This is a genomic window from Qipengyuania aquimaris, assembly GCF_009827445.1.
Taxonomy (GTDB): domain Bacteria; phylum Pseudomonadota; class Alphaproteobacteria; order Sphingomonadales; family Sphingomonadaceae; genus Qipengyuania; species Qipengyuania aquimaris.
Window position 1 is genome coordinate 1,860,627 of the sequence record NZ_WTYI01000001.1, and the last position, 16,658, is coordinate 1,877,284.

Genomic DNA, 16,658 nt, shown 5'->3' on the forward strand with positions numbered 1-16,658 from the left:
GGGGCGACCCGAAGGCCGCCCCCAATTCATCGACATGTCCCGCGATCAGAACTTGCCGCGTACCGTCACACCGTACATCCGCGGTTCCTGCGTGAAGGCAGAACGCGAACCCGACCGCAGGGTCGTGTTGAAGGTCACTCCGCGCGTAACGACGTTGGTGAGGTTGGTGACCCAAGCTTCGATACCCCAGCTCTCGTCGATACCGCCGACACCTGCGCGCATGTTGATCTTGATGTTGCCATCCTGGTAATCGAACGGCAGCAGCGGCGTGTTGCCGAGATCGGCTGCGGTTGTCGGCACTTCGCGCGGCTGCGTCGAAGTACGACGATCGCTCTCCGCACGGATCTGGCCGTTGAGGAAGAAGCTCAGGCTGTTGCTGATATCGCCGCGATAGGTCGTGCCGACGATCGAGACGAATTCCGGAGCGTTCGTCAACGGAGCACCGCACAGGTTGCGGACACGCAGCGGGTCGGCATCGGTCGCACAGTCATCCGGGTAGGACGCATCGGTGTAGGTGAGGCCGGCATTGACGGTGAGACCGCCGGTCGGCCGGATCTGCGCTTCGAATTCCATGCCCTTCGACAGCGCCTTTGGCACGTTGAAGGTCTGGAACTGGGCTCCGGTGAACTCCAGGACCTGGAAGTCGCTGAATTCCTGATAGAAGATAGCTATATTGGTTGTCAGGTCTCCATCGAGGAAACGGCCCTTGAGACCAAGTTCATACGCATCGACTTCTTCACTATCGAAGCGCGGATCAGCGCCGCCAACCGCAGCAGTGGAATCGAGGTTGAAACCGCCTGCCTTATAGCCGTGCGTGAAGCTGCCGTACGCATTCACATCGCCGAAGTCATAGCCAAGCTTGACCGTGTAGATCAGCTCTTCATCGTTGAACTCGCCAGCGAATTCACGCGGCAGCGGTAGCGGGATCGCATCCGTACCGATGGCCGGGGCCACGAAGGGGAAGCAGCTCAGGACGAAGGCCGTGGGTGCCAAGGCCCCTACGGTTGCCGGGATCGCTGCCGCAGGAACGCCCGCAGCACCTGCAGCCTGCCCAAGGCGCGTTGTACCGCCGTTGAGGAAGCCGAGGCAGGTCGGATTGTTGACCGCCAGCTGGTCGAAGCTGCCGTCCTTGCTTTCATCCGACCAGCGCGCACCAAGCGTAAGGCTGAGCCTGTCGGTGACGTCGAACGTGTTGTGCGTGAAGATCGACCAGCTGGTGCTGTCCTGTTCGAACAAATTGGTGCTCGTCGTGCCTGCCGGATCGACACCGCCACTCAGGAATGTGAGCGGGTTGGCCGGATCGAGCGCAAGCCCGTTGGCAGCGGCGGCATAGAAAATGCCCAGCGGCGGGGTGATCGGCGCACTGCCGCCGGCCAGCAACGCTCCGGACAGTTCGCCGTAGTCTGCGCCGAGTCCAGCGACGACGGTCTGGTCGATTTTCTCGTTGGAGTAGTACCCGCCCAGCATCCACTGCAGTCGGCCGGCATCGCCCTGGAAGCGAAGCTCGTGCGTCATGGTCTTGATTGTGGTGCCGCCACCGGGAAGGATGTTGAACACATCGAGGCCCGAGAAGTCGGAATCGTAGCTCTCGTCATTCTCGTACTTGCGGTACGAACCGATGTAGATTGCATCGATGCTATCGCTCAGCGGTAGCTCGAATTCGCCGAGGATGCCCCACTGATTGCTCGAGGCCAGGTGTTCGACATCGGCCGATGCAATCTGGTTCTCGGTCGCTTCTTCGGCAGTCGTCTGGTCGAAGGGATTGGTGGCAACGACCGGAGCCGACATGCCGCCTCGCGGACCGACACCGACAATGCCGAACAGGCCGCCGGTTTCAACCGGGGATTGCAGCAATTCGACCGGACCGCAGCAGTCGCCGCTCGATTCCGAATAGTCGCCGATAATCCGGCCGCGGAAACCGCTGTCGGTTTCCCATCCAAGCTGTCCACGGACGAGGAACTGGTCGACGCTGTTGGTGTCTTCGAGGAAATTGCCGTTCGCGTCGTTGACGGTGATGAAGCCGTCACGTTCGCGCCAGGCGCCGGTCAGGCGGACGGCAACCTTGTCCTGCACGATCGGCATGTTGACCGCGCCCTGCACACTCAGATGGTCGTAATTGCCATAGGTGGCGTTCACGAAACCGCCGAATTCGAACAGGTCGGGCCGCTTGTTGATGATGTTGAGCGCACCGGCAGAGGTATTGCGTCCGAAGAGCGTGCCCTGCGGACCGCGCAGAACCTCGACGCGTTCCACGTCGACGAATTCGGAAAGCGCAATGCCCGGGCGCGACTGGTAAGCGCCATCGACGAAAATGCCGACCGCGCTTTCGAAGCCGATGTTGTTCGATGTCGTACCGACACCGCGAATACGCAACACGACCGTGCCGGAAGAGTTCTGGGCTTGCGAGGTCGAGAAGCTAGGTGAAACCTGAGTGATGTTCTGGACGTTCACGACGCCCTGCTGTTCCAGCTGAGCCGGACTGACTGCTGTCACCGCCAGCGGGATTTGCTGCACATCCTGCGCGCGCTTGGTCGCCGTCACGATGATGACGTCCGTGTCGCCGCCGAGAAGTTCGCTGTCGCCGTCGATCTGCCCGTCTGTCGACGCGCTGGAATCCATCGGTTCGGCGTTTTGCGCAAAGGCTGGCGTGGACAACACGGTCCCGCACAATGCAGCGGCTACGATCTTGGTTCGATAATTCATGGCTCTCTCCCAACTTGTCCGGATTTTCCCGGATCTAGCTCTCTTCCCAACAACCCTCAGCGAATTCACCACGTTCGGGCCATCTTTGTCAAAACTCTATTTGTGTTAATCGACAAAGCCCTTCGGCCAGCCCACCGTGCCAAGGGTTTGGCATTCTGGGTGACGCTACGGAAGCTGGGCCTCTGCATGAAGCGCACTTGCAGACCGGTTAAGAAATCGATGGCCAGGAAAATATGGACCCGCGTTGCCGAGCCTGGCGCGAAAGCAACGTGCATTGCAGTCCAGCAACATTGTGTCCTTGGCGGCGCGCCGTCAGATGCCGCCAGCCAAGCCATAGATAGGGGCTATGCCAAGCATCACGTCTCGCTCTGGCGCGCTGTTTCCCAAGAGCGCAAATTATCTCTCATGGGTTCGACGGGGACTGCCATTGTCATCGGAGCCGGGGTTGTCGGCGTTACCAGCGCCTATGCTCTCGCACGGAGGGGATGGAAGGTGGAACTGGTCGACGCCGCCCCTGATGTGGCCGCCGGTGCTTCCCGGGGGAATGGCCGTCAGCTGAGTTATTCGCACACGGGCGCTCTTGCCTCGCCGAGCCTTATGCCAAAGCTGCCGAAGCTTGCCCTTGGATGCGATCCTGCCTTCCGGCTGTCGCTCAAGCCCGACCTTGTTTACGCTAGATGGCTGACAGCGTTTCTTTGGCAGTGCCGCCGACCTGCCTTCGCGCGCAACACGCTGGAATGCAGCAAGCTGGCAAGCGAATCCCGCCGCGCCATGGACAGGCTCCTGGACGATCACGCCCTTTCCTTCGGCCTGCGCGATGCCGGCAAGCTGGTCTTGCTGCCCGATGCACGTGCGGTTGACGATGCCCGCGCCACATTGCGGTTGACTGCGCAGTTCGGCCAGCCGCAGGACATCCTTTCACGCTTGGCTGCGATAGAGATCGAACCAGCGCTCGAAGGCTTCGCCGCGCAATTCGCCGGTGCCGTCTATGCGCCGCAAGACCAGACGGCAGATTGCGCCCTGTTCTGCAAACGCCTGCTCGCGACAATCACCGCCGAATACGGTGTCGTCTTCCGGGGTGGGATGAGGGCCGTCAGGATTGAGGACGGGAAAGCGGAAAGCGTTGTCCGTTTCGCCAATGGCGACGCGCGAGCTGCGCCGCTCGTCATCGTGGCAGGCGGGCATGAGGCGAACAGGCTGCTTGCACCTCTCGGTCACAGGCAAGCGATCGCCCCGATGAAAGGCTATTCTTTTACCGCGCCCGCCGGACGAAAGGCACCCCAGGTCTCCATAACCGACAGTGCGAACAGGCTGGTTTTCACGCGGCTCGAAGACCGGATCCTCGTCGCCGGGCGCGCCGAGCTCGGAGAGACTTCGGCCGAGGTCGACGTCGACCGCCTTCAAGCCATGACCCGGCAGGCCCAGGCAGTCATGCCCGACGCTGCCGATTATTCCGCAAGCGACGAAGGGTGGGCGGGCATTCGTCCGATGACCCCGAATTCGCTACCCGTCATACGCAAACTCTCTTCCTCGCTGGCGATCAACGTGGGTCACGGCATGCTGGGATGGACGCTGGCGATGGGTTCTTCCAACCGGCTAGCACAGATCGTCGGCTCCCCCGCTTAGCTGTCGCCATCGGTTGGTGCGCAAGCGGTGCGTTTCAGCAAGGAGAGGCCAGGCAGGCTGCCGGTATACGCGCCTTCTGAAATCACCGCCTCGCCATTGACGAACAGGTGTCGCACGCCAACCGACAAGTCACGCGGCGACTGATAGGTCGCGAGCGGGGCGAAGCTAGCCGGATCGAAGACGACGACGTCAGCGGCCATCCCCGGCGCGAGAAAGCCGCGATCCTGCAAGCCAATTAGCTTCGCTGTCTGCCCGCTGCTTCGCTCGATGAACCGCGCCAGATCCATGCCTGGCTCGCTAAGGACGAGATCGCGATAGGCTTTCGGGAAACTGCCGTATTTGCGCGGATGACCGCTCGATCCATCGGAACCGGTGACTACCCAGTCACGCACCGAAAACGCCGCGATATCGTCCGTGCTCATATTGAAGGAAGCGATGCGGGCATCGCCTTGCAACAGGATTGCAATCGCCGCATCGACCGGCTCGATATTTGCAGCTTCTGCATATTCCTCGAGCGTCTGGCCGGTTTCGATGTCCGCTTCGCCCAACCGGCCGGTAATCAGGAGCTTGCTTGCTCCGCCCCGTCTCGCAATCCCGTCGATCATCGCAGCGCGGATGGCGGCCCGGGTTTCGGGCTCTCTCAAGCGCTCCCTCAAAGCATCCAGACCACCCTCAAGGGCCGATCGCGGGACTAGAGCTGCGCTGATCCGGGTGCCGGACGCTTCCCACGGATATTGATCCGCGGTCACACGCTGTCCGGCTGCACGGGCGTCCTCGATCGCCTCGATCATCTTCGTGCTGTGCCCCCAGACTGCAGGTCCCAGGGCCTTGATATGCGCGATGTGTACGGGGATATCGGCCAGACGTCCTATCTCCAGCGTTTCGGCCAGTGCGCCGGTGACGGTCACGTTATACGTGCTCTCGTCGCGCATATGCGTATCGTAATAGCCGTCTAGAGCGCTCGCCACGCTGGCCAGGGCGACAACCTCGTCGGTCTGGGAATAGGCTTGGGGCACATAATACAGACCCGCGGAAAAACCCCATGCCCCTTCGCACATGGCGCCGCGCAGGCGCGCCTTCATGACAGACATTTCATCCGCGTCGGGCGCGCGATCCTCCTTGCCAAGCACTTCCTCGCGAATGGGGCCGAAGCCCGCCAGATATGCCACATTCGTGCCGATGCCTTGCGCCCTGGCCAATTCCGCCTGCGCGGCGACGTCAAGGCTTCCGCCCCCGTCGTTCCCCACCACCACCGTCGTAACGCCCTGAAAAGCGAAAGGCAGGTTCGCACGGCGGACCGCTTGATCGGAGGACAGATCGCTGGCCGCATGAGTGTGTGGGTCGATAAACCCGGGGGCCACGACCAAGCCAGTCGCATCGATCTCGCGCGCCGGGAGAAATTTGGTCCGTGCGTCGGGGCCAAGGTAGGCGACGCGACCGTCGGAAATTACCAGGTCGTCTGCCGTCGCCGGGCTTCCAGTCCCGTCGTAAACTGTTCCGCCGCTTATGACGAGGTCGACAGGAGCAAGCGGCGCATCGTTCGGCAGCGACTGGCACCCCGCCAAGATCGCGACCAGAGCTGGAAAGGCGGCTTTACGAAGGCTCATGGGCGCTCGGTTGCGAGCAATTCTTCCATCATCGCTATGGCCGCTTCGCGCCCGATGCGACGGATGAGCGTCCGATCGGTTTCATCACCAAGTTCGAATGTCACCGCAGGCACCCCGTAAGTATCGAAGGCGTGTGCTTTCGAGATCGGGCGACCGACCTCGTGGCGCGCATCGCGCGTCACTTCATACCCGCTCATCCGGTCCTGATAGCGGGCCAGCCAGTCACGCGTGAACAGCGGCGGATCGGTCGGCAGTTCATCGGGGATCGTATAAAAGATATCGCGGCCGGTGGAATGAAAGTCCAAGAGCAGGCGCAGGCGCCTGTCCGGATCATTGTCGATAGCGACAAGCACATCCCGCATAAGCTGTGTTTCGGGCTGGGTGAAAGGGCCCCAGTCGCGATTTAGGTCGACCCCGCCGGTGTTATGCCGCCAATGGCCTTTCACTACACCGTCGGGATTGAGGAGCGGAACCGCCGACACGCGGAAACGTTCGCGGAAGCGGCGGGCCAATTCGGTGTGTTCGAGCAAGGTTTCCACGAAGGGGAACATTGCCAGTGCACCGGTCACTTCCGGCGGATGCTGGCGACCGACCAGGACCACCTGCTCCCGTGCTGCCGGATTGCCGAGATACATGATCTCGATGGCGCGACCTTCTGCCGAATGTCCTAGCGTTTCGCGCTCGACCATTCCGGTTTCTTCGAGCCCGTCGAGCCATGCATCGTAAGTCGCAGGAACAATGATTTCCTGCGCAGAGACGAATATGGGGCGTCCGTCGGTGCGGATGGACAGGCGCGCCATCCTGGTCCCTTCGACCTCCATAACCTCGACCTTGGCCGGGTCGAGATACGTCCATTCCACCCCATCGTAACTGACCTTGGGTTCGTACCGGTGGCCACAGGCGGTGTAATTGAGGTCGATACCAACCACGCGCGGCGCATTGCTGTGCAGGCGAAACGCATACCAGGCGCTGCAATTTATCGGCGGCGCGTCTTCGGGGGACAGGGTGATGGAGATGCGTCCATCATCCCCCACCGTGCACGAAGCAAGCGCGCCGGCATCGAATGCCGTGTCGATCGCAACCGAGCCGTCGCTGCAACGCGCGTCGGCAACCGCAAGCGGCTCCGCTGCACGATCAAGTGATGCCGCCCCCGGCGCCACACAGCCGCTAAGCCATATCGCGCCGGCGAGGCATGCAGAAATTCCGCGTTTCATCGCTGTCTCCCGGGTGTCGGGCCTCAGAATTCCTTGCGCAGGTCGATCGAGAACTGACGTCCCCGAGCGCTGTGCAAGCTGCCATAGAACCCGTAGCTTTCATCGGCAATCGGCGGCGCTTCGTTCGTGATGTTATTGATACCGAAGCGCAGGCGCGTTCCATCGAGAGCGTTGTCGGCCTCGATCTCGTAGCTGATCGATGCGTTCATGGTGAACCAGTCGTCCACTTCGAACAGCTCCGCCGTCGCATCGTTTTGCGCGCTGGGATCGAAGACCCTGCCGACATAGCGACCGAACAGGTTCACCCGGACCGGACCATCGCTCCAGGTGATCGAACCGGAGTACCGCCATTTCGGGCGGCCATCGATTTCCAGCAGCTCGCCGAAGCCGGTCGGCTGGAGAGCCGCGACATCGCTGATCGAAAGTTCCGGAATTGCCTCCAGCAGCGGTGTTAGCTCGGTGAACAGCGGTTCGGCTTCCGGGCCCGCTTCCTGCTCGAAACCGAGCAGGCGCGCTGCGTTGACCTGGATGTCGAAGTCGCCAAAGCCGGTACCGAATTCATAGAACAGGCCAAAATCGAGGCCTTCCGACGTCCGTTGGTCGAGGTTGCGATAGGGGTTGAGTATCTGCTGCACATCACCGGCAGGCAGGATCCCCGTTCCCTCATACAGTGCGATCTGCCCGGCATCAGGGTCGTCGCGGACGACATTCGGGTTGAAGCTGCCCTGCAGGCGCAGGACGAGATCGAGCAAGAGCGCATTGCGATTGCCGAAGATGCCGATGATGCCATCCTGCTTGACGCGCCAGTAGTCGGCAGTGAGCGTAAGGCCCGGAATAAAGCTCGGCTCGAACACTGCGCCTAAGTTTATGCTCTCGGTATCTTCCGGCTCCAGGGTTTTGGCTCCGGACCGGAAATCGATGGTGCCACGCGTGCCACAATCCGGCACATCGTCTTCGATGCCCTTGATGATCTCGGCAACGCATTCGACTGCCTGCACGACTGAATTCGATCGCGTCGTCCCCTCGTCATTGATCTGGATGAGGTTCGGCGCGCGGAAGCCTTGCGAATAAGCGCCGCGCAGTAGCAGGTCGGAGAAGGGACGCCAGGCCACTGCAGCCCTCGGCACGAAGGCGCTGGTCGAATCCGAGAAATCCTCGAAGCGGGCAGCGAGCTGGACTTCCAGCTCGTTCACCAGCGGAATGCCCATGTCGGGCGACACGACCGGGATCAGCGCTTCGGCAAAGGCGGAATAGACCTCGCGACTGCCGCTCGTGTCGGGCGATGGGCTGGACCCGAGGACGTCGCTGCCAAAAAAGTCACCGTTCACGGCATTGGTGAATGTGATCGTCCCATCGAGACGCGGGTCACGGTCGTCCTCGAAGGTTTCGCGGCGGAATTCCACGCCGGTCGCAAGACCGACACCGCCAGCAGGCAATTCGAAGATATTCGCCTTCGAAACCTTAAAATCAGCCAGCGCGAGCGTGGTTTCACCCTTGCGGAACACGTCGATGGTAATGGTGTCGATGACCGACTGCGGATTGGGCGTGCAGTCGGCAGTATTCGCGCCGAGCTCGCCGGGGAAGCACCCGCCATTGAAGGGGTTGTAGGCGGACGGATCGGTACGGTTGATCGCAGCCTGAGCAAGGCTGCTCGAAATGCGGTTTTCGGTAAGGTCGGTGGTATTTGCCTGTGAATAGAGGAAGCCGGTGTCGAAGTCCCAGCCCCACAGGTCGCCGCGCAGGCCAACCACGATGCGATAAGTGTCCTTGTCGACATAGCCGCGCCGCGGCCCTGCATCGATGAAGCGATAATCCTCCATCAGGAGTGCGCGCCCTTCGTCCGTCACTCCCGAACCCAGCCCGTTGTCGGCACGGTTGGGATTGGGCGAGCCGTCCGCCAGCAGGGTAGGTCCGAGCGGGTTCCAGTAGGCGCTCGCCTCGACGCCAAGCGGGACCGCGCTCAGCATGGTGCTCTGTTCACGCTCGCGGAAGGATTCAGAGCGATAGTAGGAGCCTTCGAGATAGGCCTCTACCGAAGGGCTGATCTCGTAGCTGAAGAGCGCCTGCGCCGCGTAACGATCCTTCTCCGAGAAGAGGAAGCGGTTGGCGCCAAGGTCATGCCGCAGGTTGCGATCGATGGTCCCGCCATTGTCGGCGCACAGACCGTTGCCGAGGTCGATAACGCGGCCATCGCTGTCTGCGGCGCCGTTCGGGCCGAAATTGATACACGGCTGGATATGGAAGTCATCGTCGCGCAGCGCCGTGGTTCTGGACGACGTGGCGCGCGAGCCCTGGATGTCGAAAGCACCGAAGGGAGAATTGATCGAGCGGTTGTCGAACTGCGTATCGCCTTCGAAAGGTGTGCCGACCAGGAAGGGGCGCAGATCGCTAGAGGCGGAATAGTCGCGTGCCGTCGCGCGCAGGCCGTTTTCGTGGAAGTAGTAGCCGTTAAGGGTCAGATTGCCGCGACCGTCCGCGAAATCGAACCCATAACCGCCACGCAGCGAATAGCTATAGAGGCTGGTGCCTTCCGAGGCGCGCCAGTTGCCCTGGATGAACCCGCCCGTGCGATTGCCCCGCAGGATGGTGTTCACGACGCCCGCAACGGCATCGGCGCCGTATACGGCCGAGGCACCGTCGCGCAGCACTTCGACGCGGCGGATGCTGCCGGGCACGATGGTGTTGGTGTCGGGCGATACGACCGGAACGAAAAGCTCGGTTTGGAAGCCGGGATTGAGCACCATGCGGCGCCCGTTGATCAGCAACAAGGTGTTGCCCGTGCCGAGCCCGCGCAGGTTGATCGACGCGATGTCACCGCGCGCGCCGTTCACGCCGCCCGATGTATTCTGTTCGTTGAACTCCACACTGCCGGCCTGGGGAATTGCGCGGAATAGCTCGTCGCCCGATGCGGGGTCGATCGCCTCGATCAGTTCCTCACCCACAACGGTGACCGGCAAGACGTCATCGACCTGGGCACCGCGGATCTGGGTGCCCGTGACGACGATAGTGTTATCATCCGCAATCGCAGCTTCTTCCGCGGCGCGGGCCGCTGCATCGTCGGTTGTGGTAGACTGCGCAAATGCAGGTTGTGCTGCGATAAGGGTAAGTGCCGTGCCGCAGAACAGCGCCGACGTAGTCTTGCCACCGAATTTCATGAAATCTCTCCCCAATGAGCGTCCCGACGCAAAGTTGGAGGAATTTCGCCAGAACGGCAATTCCTTTCAGCTAATTTCTCACAAGGTTGGTATAGCGAAAGGTTATGACTTTCGCGGCTGTAGACTTAGAATACCCTCGGCGACCGTTGCGACGACGTCGCGCAACGCGTCGACGGCGAGCGCAACCTTGCCCTCATCGGGGTGGTCGGCCAGCGTGATTGCGTAGATCGAATAGCCGGGGAAATTCGATAGAAGATATCGCTGCAAGCCGACACCGAGGTGGGAATACGCAGTAAATTGATCGGTAAGTGCTAGCCCTACTTGCTTGCGCACCAGGGACAGAGCGACGTGGTATGTATGGGCGGTAGCGACTTCTTGCGGGACGATGCCGCGATCGTCGAGCTGTTGCCTGATCATCGTTCCCAGCGGACCGCTTTCGCTGATGCCGATCATTTCGGCACCGTGGAGGACATGTTCCGTCACCTCTGCAGGCGAGCCCGCGAGGGGTTGTCCGGAGACAATGACCATGCGGCCGTCGCCAACGTGGTGATTCTGGATCCGCGGATCATCGACCGGCTCGAAACCGATACACATGTCGACGCGCTTTTCGCGAAGTGCTGCTTCGATTTCGACCGAATGCAGGGTCGTTAGCTCGAAGCTGAGATTTGGGTCGTGGTCCCGCAAGCGTGCGACCAGTTCAGGCCCCACGGACAGGCTGAGCGAGGGCAGAACACCCAGCCGCAGGTGGCCGCCCTTCCTGCTGCGAATATTTTCCAGCGAGCGGTTGAAGGTGGATAGCCGGGCGTAAATGTCCTCGGCTTCGACGAAGAGCTCATCTGCAGCAGCTGTCGGGATCAGGCGCCCCTTGCGGCGCATGAACAGCGCAAAGCCCAGCCGGTCTTCCGCATGTCGCAGCACTTTGCTCACCGATGGCTGGGACACGTTGAGATCACGGGCGGCCGCACTGATCGAGCCGGTCCGATACACGTGATAAAAGATTTCGATCTGGCGCAGGCGCATTCAATCTAATGGCTACGCCCGGAGCGGCTTGGCAAGCTCCATTTCGTCACGTCGGTGCAGGACAGCTTGCAGATTCGCCAGTCTACCTGCATCACTCGCTCGACGCCGTCGGGAAGAGGTCGGCGATTGGGGGAGTGCGATGGCGTTCTTACGTGCAGGCTTGCTGATGCTGTCGGCTGTCACAGCGATGCCGCTCGCCACAGGGTGCGCCCCGCTTGCCGCGCAATCGGCGACCGAGGCATTGCCAGCACCCGCAGTCAGGCAGATCGACGGGGCATCTCCGAAGACAATCCTCTTCGTCGGCAACAGCTACTTTTATTACAACGACAGCCTGCACAACCACGTCCAGCGGATGGTTGTTGCCTCCGGAGCGCTGGGAGACGCTGAGCCCTCCTACAAGTCCGCGACAATCGGCGGTGCCGCGCTACGCGACCATGCCGTGGCGCACCTGGTCGATCATGCCAAACTCAGGGTCGACGAACCCTTCGATCTGGTGATCCTGCAAGGGATCAGCTCCGCCGCCCTCACCGAAGAAAGTCGAAAGCGTTTCAACGAGGCGGCCACGAGGCACGCGGCGACCATCCGCGCAGCCGGTGCGAAACCGGTTTTCTACATGACGCCAGCCTATGCGCCTGCGCATCGCCGCTATTCGCCAGATATGACCGCGCAGACCGCGCGGCTCTATATCGACACTGCAAACCGGCTCGATGGCATGGTCATCCCCGTCGGATTGGCGTTCGAAGAGGCATTGCGGCGGCGGCCCGACATCGTCCTGCACAAGCCATTCGATTCCTCTCACCCGAGCATGATCGGCACTTACCTTGCCGCGGCGACGGTGTTCGCGACCCTCTACGGGCAATCGCCGGTCGGCAACCCCTACGACTATTTCGGCGCGGTGAGCGCTGAGGACGCGCTCTTCCTGCAGCAGGTCGCGCAGGATACCGTATCAAGCTTCTTCGGACGGACAGCGAATGACCCAGACTAACCCGGCCGCCAGCGCCGACCAGCCGCGCGGGTTCAATCCGATCGGCCTCATCGCAGGCCTTGTCGCCTTTGCCGTCTTCTTTTTCGCGTTCAGTCCGGACGAACTGGATCGCCCCGCGCAGATCGCCGCCGCGATCGGGGTACTGATGGCGATCTGGTGGGCCACCGAAGCGGTGCCGTTGCCGGTCACGGCCCTCATCCCGATCATCGCGTTCCCGCTGGCAGGGATTGCCACGGTCGACGAAGCTGCAGCGCCCTACGCAAATCCCATCATCTACCTTTTCCTGGGCGGCTTCCTCGTCGCCTTGGCGGTAGAACGAAGCCAGCTTCACCGCCGCCTGGCCCTCGCGATCTTCCGCCACATGGGCAGCACCGGGAAGGGTCTTGTCGCAGGTTTCATGCTGGCTGCAGCAATCCTCAGCATGTGGATTTCGAACACCTCGACCACGCTGATGCTGTTTCCGATCGCGGTATCGCTGGCGCTGGTGGTAGGCGAAACGTCCCCGGGACTGGGCGAAAAGGGAAAGCGCGATTTCACGCTCGCCCTGCTGCTGGGCCTTGCTTACGGCGCCTCGATCGGCGGTGTCGCCACGCTGGTCGGCACCCCGCCCAATGCCTTCATGGCCGGGTTCCTGCAAAGCGAATACCAGGTGGAGATCCCGTTCGCCCAGTGGATGATGATCGGCGTACCGGTCTCGGTCGTCCTGCTTCCGATCGGCTGGCTGCTGCTTACGCGCTTCCTGTTCCCGGTCGAATTCGTGTCTTCTGCGGAGACGATTGCCGAAATGGATCGACGCCACGATGCGCTCGGCAAGATGACAGTTGCCGAGAAACGCACGGCTGCGCTTTTTGCGCTGCTGGTTTTCGGCTGGATCATGCGCAAGCCGCTTTCTTCATTGCTCGGCATAGAGGGGTTGTCCGACGCGGGCATCGCGATGACCGTTGCCCTGCTCGCATTCCTGGTCCCGAGCGGCGTCGATCGCCACGCGCTCGTCACTTGGGAAGACACCAAGCGCCTGCCCTGGGGCGTCCTGATCCTGTTTGGCGGGGGCCTCTCTCTTGCGGCGGCGCTGTCCTCCACCGGCCTCACGCTATGGATGGGCCAACAGCTCGCCCCATTGGGAGAGATCAACCACATCCTGCTCGTGATTGCGCTGACCACACTGGTGATCTTCCTGACCGAGCTGACCAGCAATGTTGCGACAACCGCCACTCTTCTTCCGGTTGTCGCTGCGCTGGCAATCGAGCTGGGGATCGACCCACTGATCCTGGTCGTCCCGGTGACCATCGCGGCAAGCTGCGCCTACATGCTGCCTGTCGCCACACCGCCGAATGCGATCGTCTTCAGTAGCGGCGACGTCGCGATCAAGGACATGATGCGCGCAGGGCTATGGCTCAATATCGTCGCGATCATCCTGGTTTCGATCATCGCGGTCTGGCTGGTTCCGGCAGTCCTCTGACGAAGGCTGCGCCTGCCGGTCAGGCGTAGGACACGACGAGGTAGCAGACCGCGTCTTCGCTGCCGCGGTTGGCGATCTTGTGCTTGCGGTCGGCGGGGTAATGCGCGGTATCGCCCTGCCCAAGCGATGTGGGCGGTTCTACCCCGACTGCGACTTCGACAGAACCCTTGGCCACGCTCAGCATCTCGCGCGTTCCGGCAAAATGGGCATCGCTGTCGAGCTCACCCCCCGGCGCGAAGGTGAGCTCGTAGAACTCGACGTTCTTTTCCATGTGGAGCGGCGTCAGCGTGCGCAGGCGGCAGCCATTCTTCTCGCTGAACAGGGCCTGCTCGTCGTCCGCGTCGATGACTTCGACCAGCGACGGGCGGATTTCCTCTTCGATCAGGTGCACGATCGACAGGCCGAAGGCATCGGCGATCCGCGCCGCCACCGCGAGCGTCGGATTGGCCTTCCCGCGCTCGATCTGGGAGAGCATCGAACGGCTTACACCGGAGCGTTCGGCCAGTTGGTCGAGAGTGATCTTGTGCGTGCGCCGCATGACCCCCACACGGCGGCCGAATTCCTGGCTGATGGCATTATCCGACATGCTGGGACCCTTGTTGCGTCGATGCGCTTTTCCAGTATAGAGGCGCCATTCTGATATAGTGACGGAGACGGTTTGTGAAGGCATTGGTCAAGGCGAAGGCGGAAAAGGGGCTCTGGCTCCAGGACGTGCCCGAGCCCGAGGTCGGCTCGAACGACGTGAAGGTGAAGATCCGCAGGACTGCTATCTGCGGCACCGACATGCATATCTGGAACTGGGACGAATGGGCCCAGCGCACGATCCCCGTCCCCATGACGGTCGGTCACGAATTCGTCGGCGAGATCGTGGAATTCGGCAACAATGTCTCCGGTTTCGAAGTCGGCCAGATCGTCTCGGGCGAAGGACACGTCGTGTGCGGACGGTGCCGCAATTGCATGGCCGGGCGCCGCCACGTGTGTGCCGACAGCCAGGGCATCGGCGTGAACCGCCCGGGCGCTTTTGCCGAATATCTCGTGCTCCCGGCAGCGAACCTGTGGGTGCACCAGCAGGGCATTGACCTCGATGTCGCATCCATCTTCGATCCTTTCGGCAATGCCGTGCACACCGCGCTGCAATTCGACGTGCTGGGTGAAGACGTACTGATCGTCGGGGCTGGCCCCATCGGCATCATGGCCGCCGCCGTCTGCCGTCACGCAGGCGCGCGTCACGTCGTCGTCAGCGATCTCAACGAAGACCGCCTCGCTCTCGCGCTCAAGATGGGGGCCACCGCGATGGTCAATCCCACCAAGCGCACGATCGAGGACATGCAGCGCGAACTCGGCATGGCCGAAGGCTTTGACGTCGGCCTCGAAATGTCGGGATCGCCGGCGGGATTCGCCTCGCTCATCGACAACATGGCGCATGGCGGCAAGGTCGCGATCCTCGGCCTGCCTGCAGAAGCGCCGAAGGTCGACATGGACAAGGTCATCTTCAACATGCTGACGCTGAAGGGCGTCTATGGCCGCGAGATATTCGAGACCTGGTACAAGATGTCGGTCTTCATCCAATCGGGCCTCGACCTCTCGCCGATCATCACCCACCGACTGCCGGTCGACCGCTTCGAGGAAGGCTTCGCCGCCATGGCCTCGGGCGAGGCCTGCAAGGTCGTGCTGAACTGGGATAATTGAGGAAATACGATGAGCCAGCGCTTTTACGAACATCTCGCCCAGGAACTGGAAAGCATAGAGGAACAGGGCCTGTTCAAATCCGAACAGGAAATCACCTCGCCGCAAAGCGGAACCGTCGACCTCGGATCGCGCAAGGTCGTAAACCTGTGCGCGAACAATTACCTCGGCCTCGCTGATAACGAAGAAATCCGCGCCGCATCGCGCGAAGGGCTCGACACCCACGGTTTCGGCATGGCATCGGTCCGCTTCATTTGCGGCACGCAGGACATTCACAAGGAACTGGAACGGAGCATTTCCGATTTCGTCGGCTTCGACGAGACGATCCTCTATCCCTCGTGCTTCGACGCCAATGCGGGATTGTTCGAAACGCTGCTGACAGCCGAAGATGCAGTCATTTCCGACGCGCTCAATCACGCCAGCATCATCGACGGTGTGCGCCTCTGCAAGGCGCAGCGCTATCGCTATGCCAATAACGACATGGGCGAACTGGAAGAGCGCCTGAAGGAAGCCGATGCCGCCGGTGCCCGATTCAAGCTGATCACGACCGACGGCGTATTTTCCATGGACGGCTTCATCGCCCGCCTCGACGAGATCTGCGATCTTGCCGAGAAATACGATGCGCTGGTCCATTTCGACGATTGCCACGCGACCGGCTTCCTCGGCGAGAATGGCCGCGGCACGCACGAATATCGCAATTGCATGGACCGCGTGGACATCACCACCGGAACTTTGGGCAAGGCACTGGGCGGAGCCAGTGGCGGTTATACCAGCGCGCGGCCGGAGATTGTGTCGATGCTTCGCCAGCGCTCGCGTCCCTACCTGTTCTCGAATTCGGTCGCACCGCCTGTAGTGGCCGGTTCGATCAAGGCGCTCGAACTCGCCCGCCGCGGCGAACAGCGCGCCAAACTGTGGGACAACACGCGATACTTCCGCGACAAGCTGGAAGCGGAAGGGTTCGACATCCTGCCGGGCGAGCATCCGATCATCCCCATCATGCTCTACGATGCGAAAGATGCTGCCAATTTCGCAGCCCACGCCCGCGCAAACGGGATTTACGTGACCGCCTTCTCTTTCCCGGTCGTGCCGAAGGGCAAGGCCCGCATCCGGACCCAGATGTCCTCCGCGATCACCCGAGACGATATCGACCATGCGGTCGAGGTCTTCACGCAGGCGCGTGCCAGCCTCGGCAAGTAAGGCCGC

The 16,658-nt window shown here is 61.7% G+C and carries 11 protein-coding genes; 5 read left to right on the plus strand and 6 right to left on the minus strand.

The window, feature by feature from the left end; translation table 11 throughout:
* Positions 1-45 precede the first annotated feature (45 nt).
* On the minus strand, positions 46-2,703 hold the full coding sequence (locus GRI34_RS09090; protein ID WP_234028192.1) for a TonB-dependent receptor: 2,658 nt from the start codon (positions 2,701-2,703) through the stop codon (positions 46-48).
* A gap of 405 nt (positions 2,704-3,108) precedes the next feature.
* Here GRI34_RS09090 and GRI34_RS09095 point away from each other — a divergent pair, with 405 nt between their 5' ends.
* The gene (locus GRI34_RS09095) at positions 3,109-4,329 is read left to right on the plus strand and encodes an FAD-dependent oxidoreductase (RefSeq protein ID WP_160595653.1); all 1,221 of its coding nucleotides are present in this window, start codon (positions 3,109-3,111) and stop codon (positions 4,327-4,329) included.
* On the opposite strand, the gene GRI34_RS09100 is transcribed toward GRI34_RS09095, so the two are convergent.
* The 4 genes from GRI34_RS09100 to GRI34_RS09115 all read right to left on the minus strand — a co-directional run bounded on the left by GRI34_RS09100 (position 4,326) and on the right by GRI34_RS09115 (position 11,325).
* Positions 4,326-5,936, minus strand: a complete 1,611-nt coding sequence (locus GRI34_RS09100) for an N-acyl-D-amino-acid deacylase family protein (RefSeq protein WP_160595654.1) — start codon at positions 5,934-5,936, stop codon at positions 4,326-4,328. The two genes, GRI34_RS09095 and GRI34_RS09100, sit on opposite strands and share 4 nt — an antisense overlap.
* Positions 5,933-7,150, minus strand: coding sequence for a M14 family metallopeptidase (locus tag GRI34_RS09105; protein ID WP_160595655.1), 1,218 nt, complete (start codon positions 7,148-7,150; stop codon positions 5,933-5,935). The genes GRI34_RS09100 and GRI34_RS09105 overlap by 4 nt, the downstream gene beginning before the upstream one ends.
* A gap of 23 nt (positions 7,151-7,173) precedes the next feature.
* Complete coding sequence (locus GRI34_RS09110) at positions 7,174-10,305, minus strand: TonB-dependent receptor domain-containing protein (protein WP_160595656.1); 3,132 nt, start codon at positions 10,303-10,305, stop codon at positions 7,174-7,176.
* Between the two features lie 102 nt (positions 10,306-10,407).
* Positions 10,408-11,325, minus strand: a complete 918-nt coding sequence (locus tag GRI34_RS09115; protein ID WP_160595657.1) for a LysR family transcriptional regulator — start codon at positions 11,323-11,325, stop codon at positions 10,408-10,410.
* Positions 11,326-11,464: 139 nt separating this feature from the next.
* Between GRI34_RS09115 and GRI34_RS09120 the strand changes: the two genes are divergently transcribed.
* On the plus strand, positions 11,465-12,310 hold the full coding sequence (locus GRI34_RS09120) for a DUF4886 domain-containing protein (RefSeq protein ID WP_160595658.1): 846 nt from the start codon (positions 11,465-11,467) through the stop codon (positions 12,308-12,310).
* Entirely contained in the window at positions 12,297-13,769 is a 1,473-nt protein-coding gene (locus tag GRI34_RS09125; protein WP_160595659.1) for an SLC13 family permease, read from the plus strand. Before GRI34_RS09120 ends, GRI34_RS09125 begins: the two co-directional genes overlap by 14 nt.
* 19 nt (positions 13,770-13,788) lie before the next feature.
* Here GRI34_RS09125 and GRI34_RS09130 read toward each other — a convergent pair whose 3' ends face one another.
* Positions 13,789-14,355 (minus strand): helix-turn-helix domain-containing protein, encoded by a 567-nt coding sequence (locus GRI34_RS09130; protein ID WP_160595660.1) that lies wholly within the window; start codon positions 14,353-14,355, stop codon positions 13,789-13,791.
* A 74-nt stretch (positions 14,356-14,429) separates the two neighbouring features.
* On the opposite strand from GRI34_RS09130, the gene tdh reads away from it, so the two are divergent.
* Positions 14,430-15,458: an L-threonine 3-dehydrogenase gene (tdh, locus tag GRI34_RS09135; protein ID WP_160595661.1), complete on the plus strand. Its 1,029-nt coding sequence runs from the start codon at positions 14,430-14,432 to the stop codon at positions 15,456-15,458.
* A 9-nt stretch (positions 15,459-15,467) separates the two neighbouring features.
* Positions 15,468-16,652, plus strand: coding sequence for a glycine C-acetyltransferase (locus GRI34_RS09140; protein WP_160595662.1), 1,185 nt, complete (start codon positions 15,468-15,470; stop codon positions 16,650-16,652).
* Positions 16,653-16,658: the final 6 nt, after the last annotated feature.

What these genes read in the sequence shown, in the direction of transcription:
- GRI34_RS09090 (WP_234028192.1), bottom strand. Translation starts at nt 2,703, where the DNA reads ATGAATTATCGAACCAAGATCGTAGCCGCTGCATTGTGCGGGACCGTG.
- GRI34_RS09095 (WP_160595653.1), top strand. Translation starts at nt 3,109, where the DNA reads ATGGGTTCGACGGGGACTGCCATTGTCATCGGAGCCGGGGTTGTCGGC.
- GRI34_RS09100 (WP_160595654.1), bottom strand. Translation starts at nt 5,936, where the DNA reads ATGAGCCTTCGTAAAGCCGCCTTTCCAGCTCTGGTCGCGATCTTGGCG.
- GRI34_RS09105 (WP_160595655.1), bottom strand. Translation starts at nt 7,150, where the DNA reads ATGAAACGCGGAATTTCTGCATGCCTCGCCGGCGCGATATGGCTTAGC.
- GRI34_RS09110 (WP_160595656.1), bottom strand. Translation starts at nt 10,305, where the DNA reads ATGAAATTCGGTGGCAAGACTACGTCGGCGCTGTTCTGCGGCACGGCA.
- GRI34_RS09115 (WP_160595657.1), bottom strand. Translation starts at nt 11,325, where the DNA reads ATGCGCCTGCGCCAGATCGAAATCTTTTATCACGTGTATCGGACCGGC.
- GRI34_RS09120 (WP_160595658.1), top strand. Translation starts at nt 11,465, where the DNA reads ATGGCGTTCTTACGTGCAGGCTTGCTGATGCTGTCGGCTGTCACAGCG.
- GRI34_RS09125 (WP_160595659.1), top strand. Translation starts at nt 12,297, where the DNA reads ATGACCCAGACTAACCCGGCCGCCAGCGCCGACCAGCCGCGCGGGTTC.
- GRI34_RS09130 (WP_160595660.1), bottom strand. Translation starts at nt 14,355, where the DNA reads ATGTCGGATAATGCCATCAGCCAGGAATTCGGCCGCCGTGTGGGGGTC.
- GRI34_RS09140 (WP_160595662.1), top strand. Translation starts at nt 15,468, where the DNA reads ATGAGCCAGCGCTTTTACGAACATCTCGCCCAGGAACTGGAAAGCATA.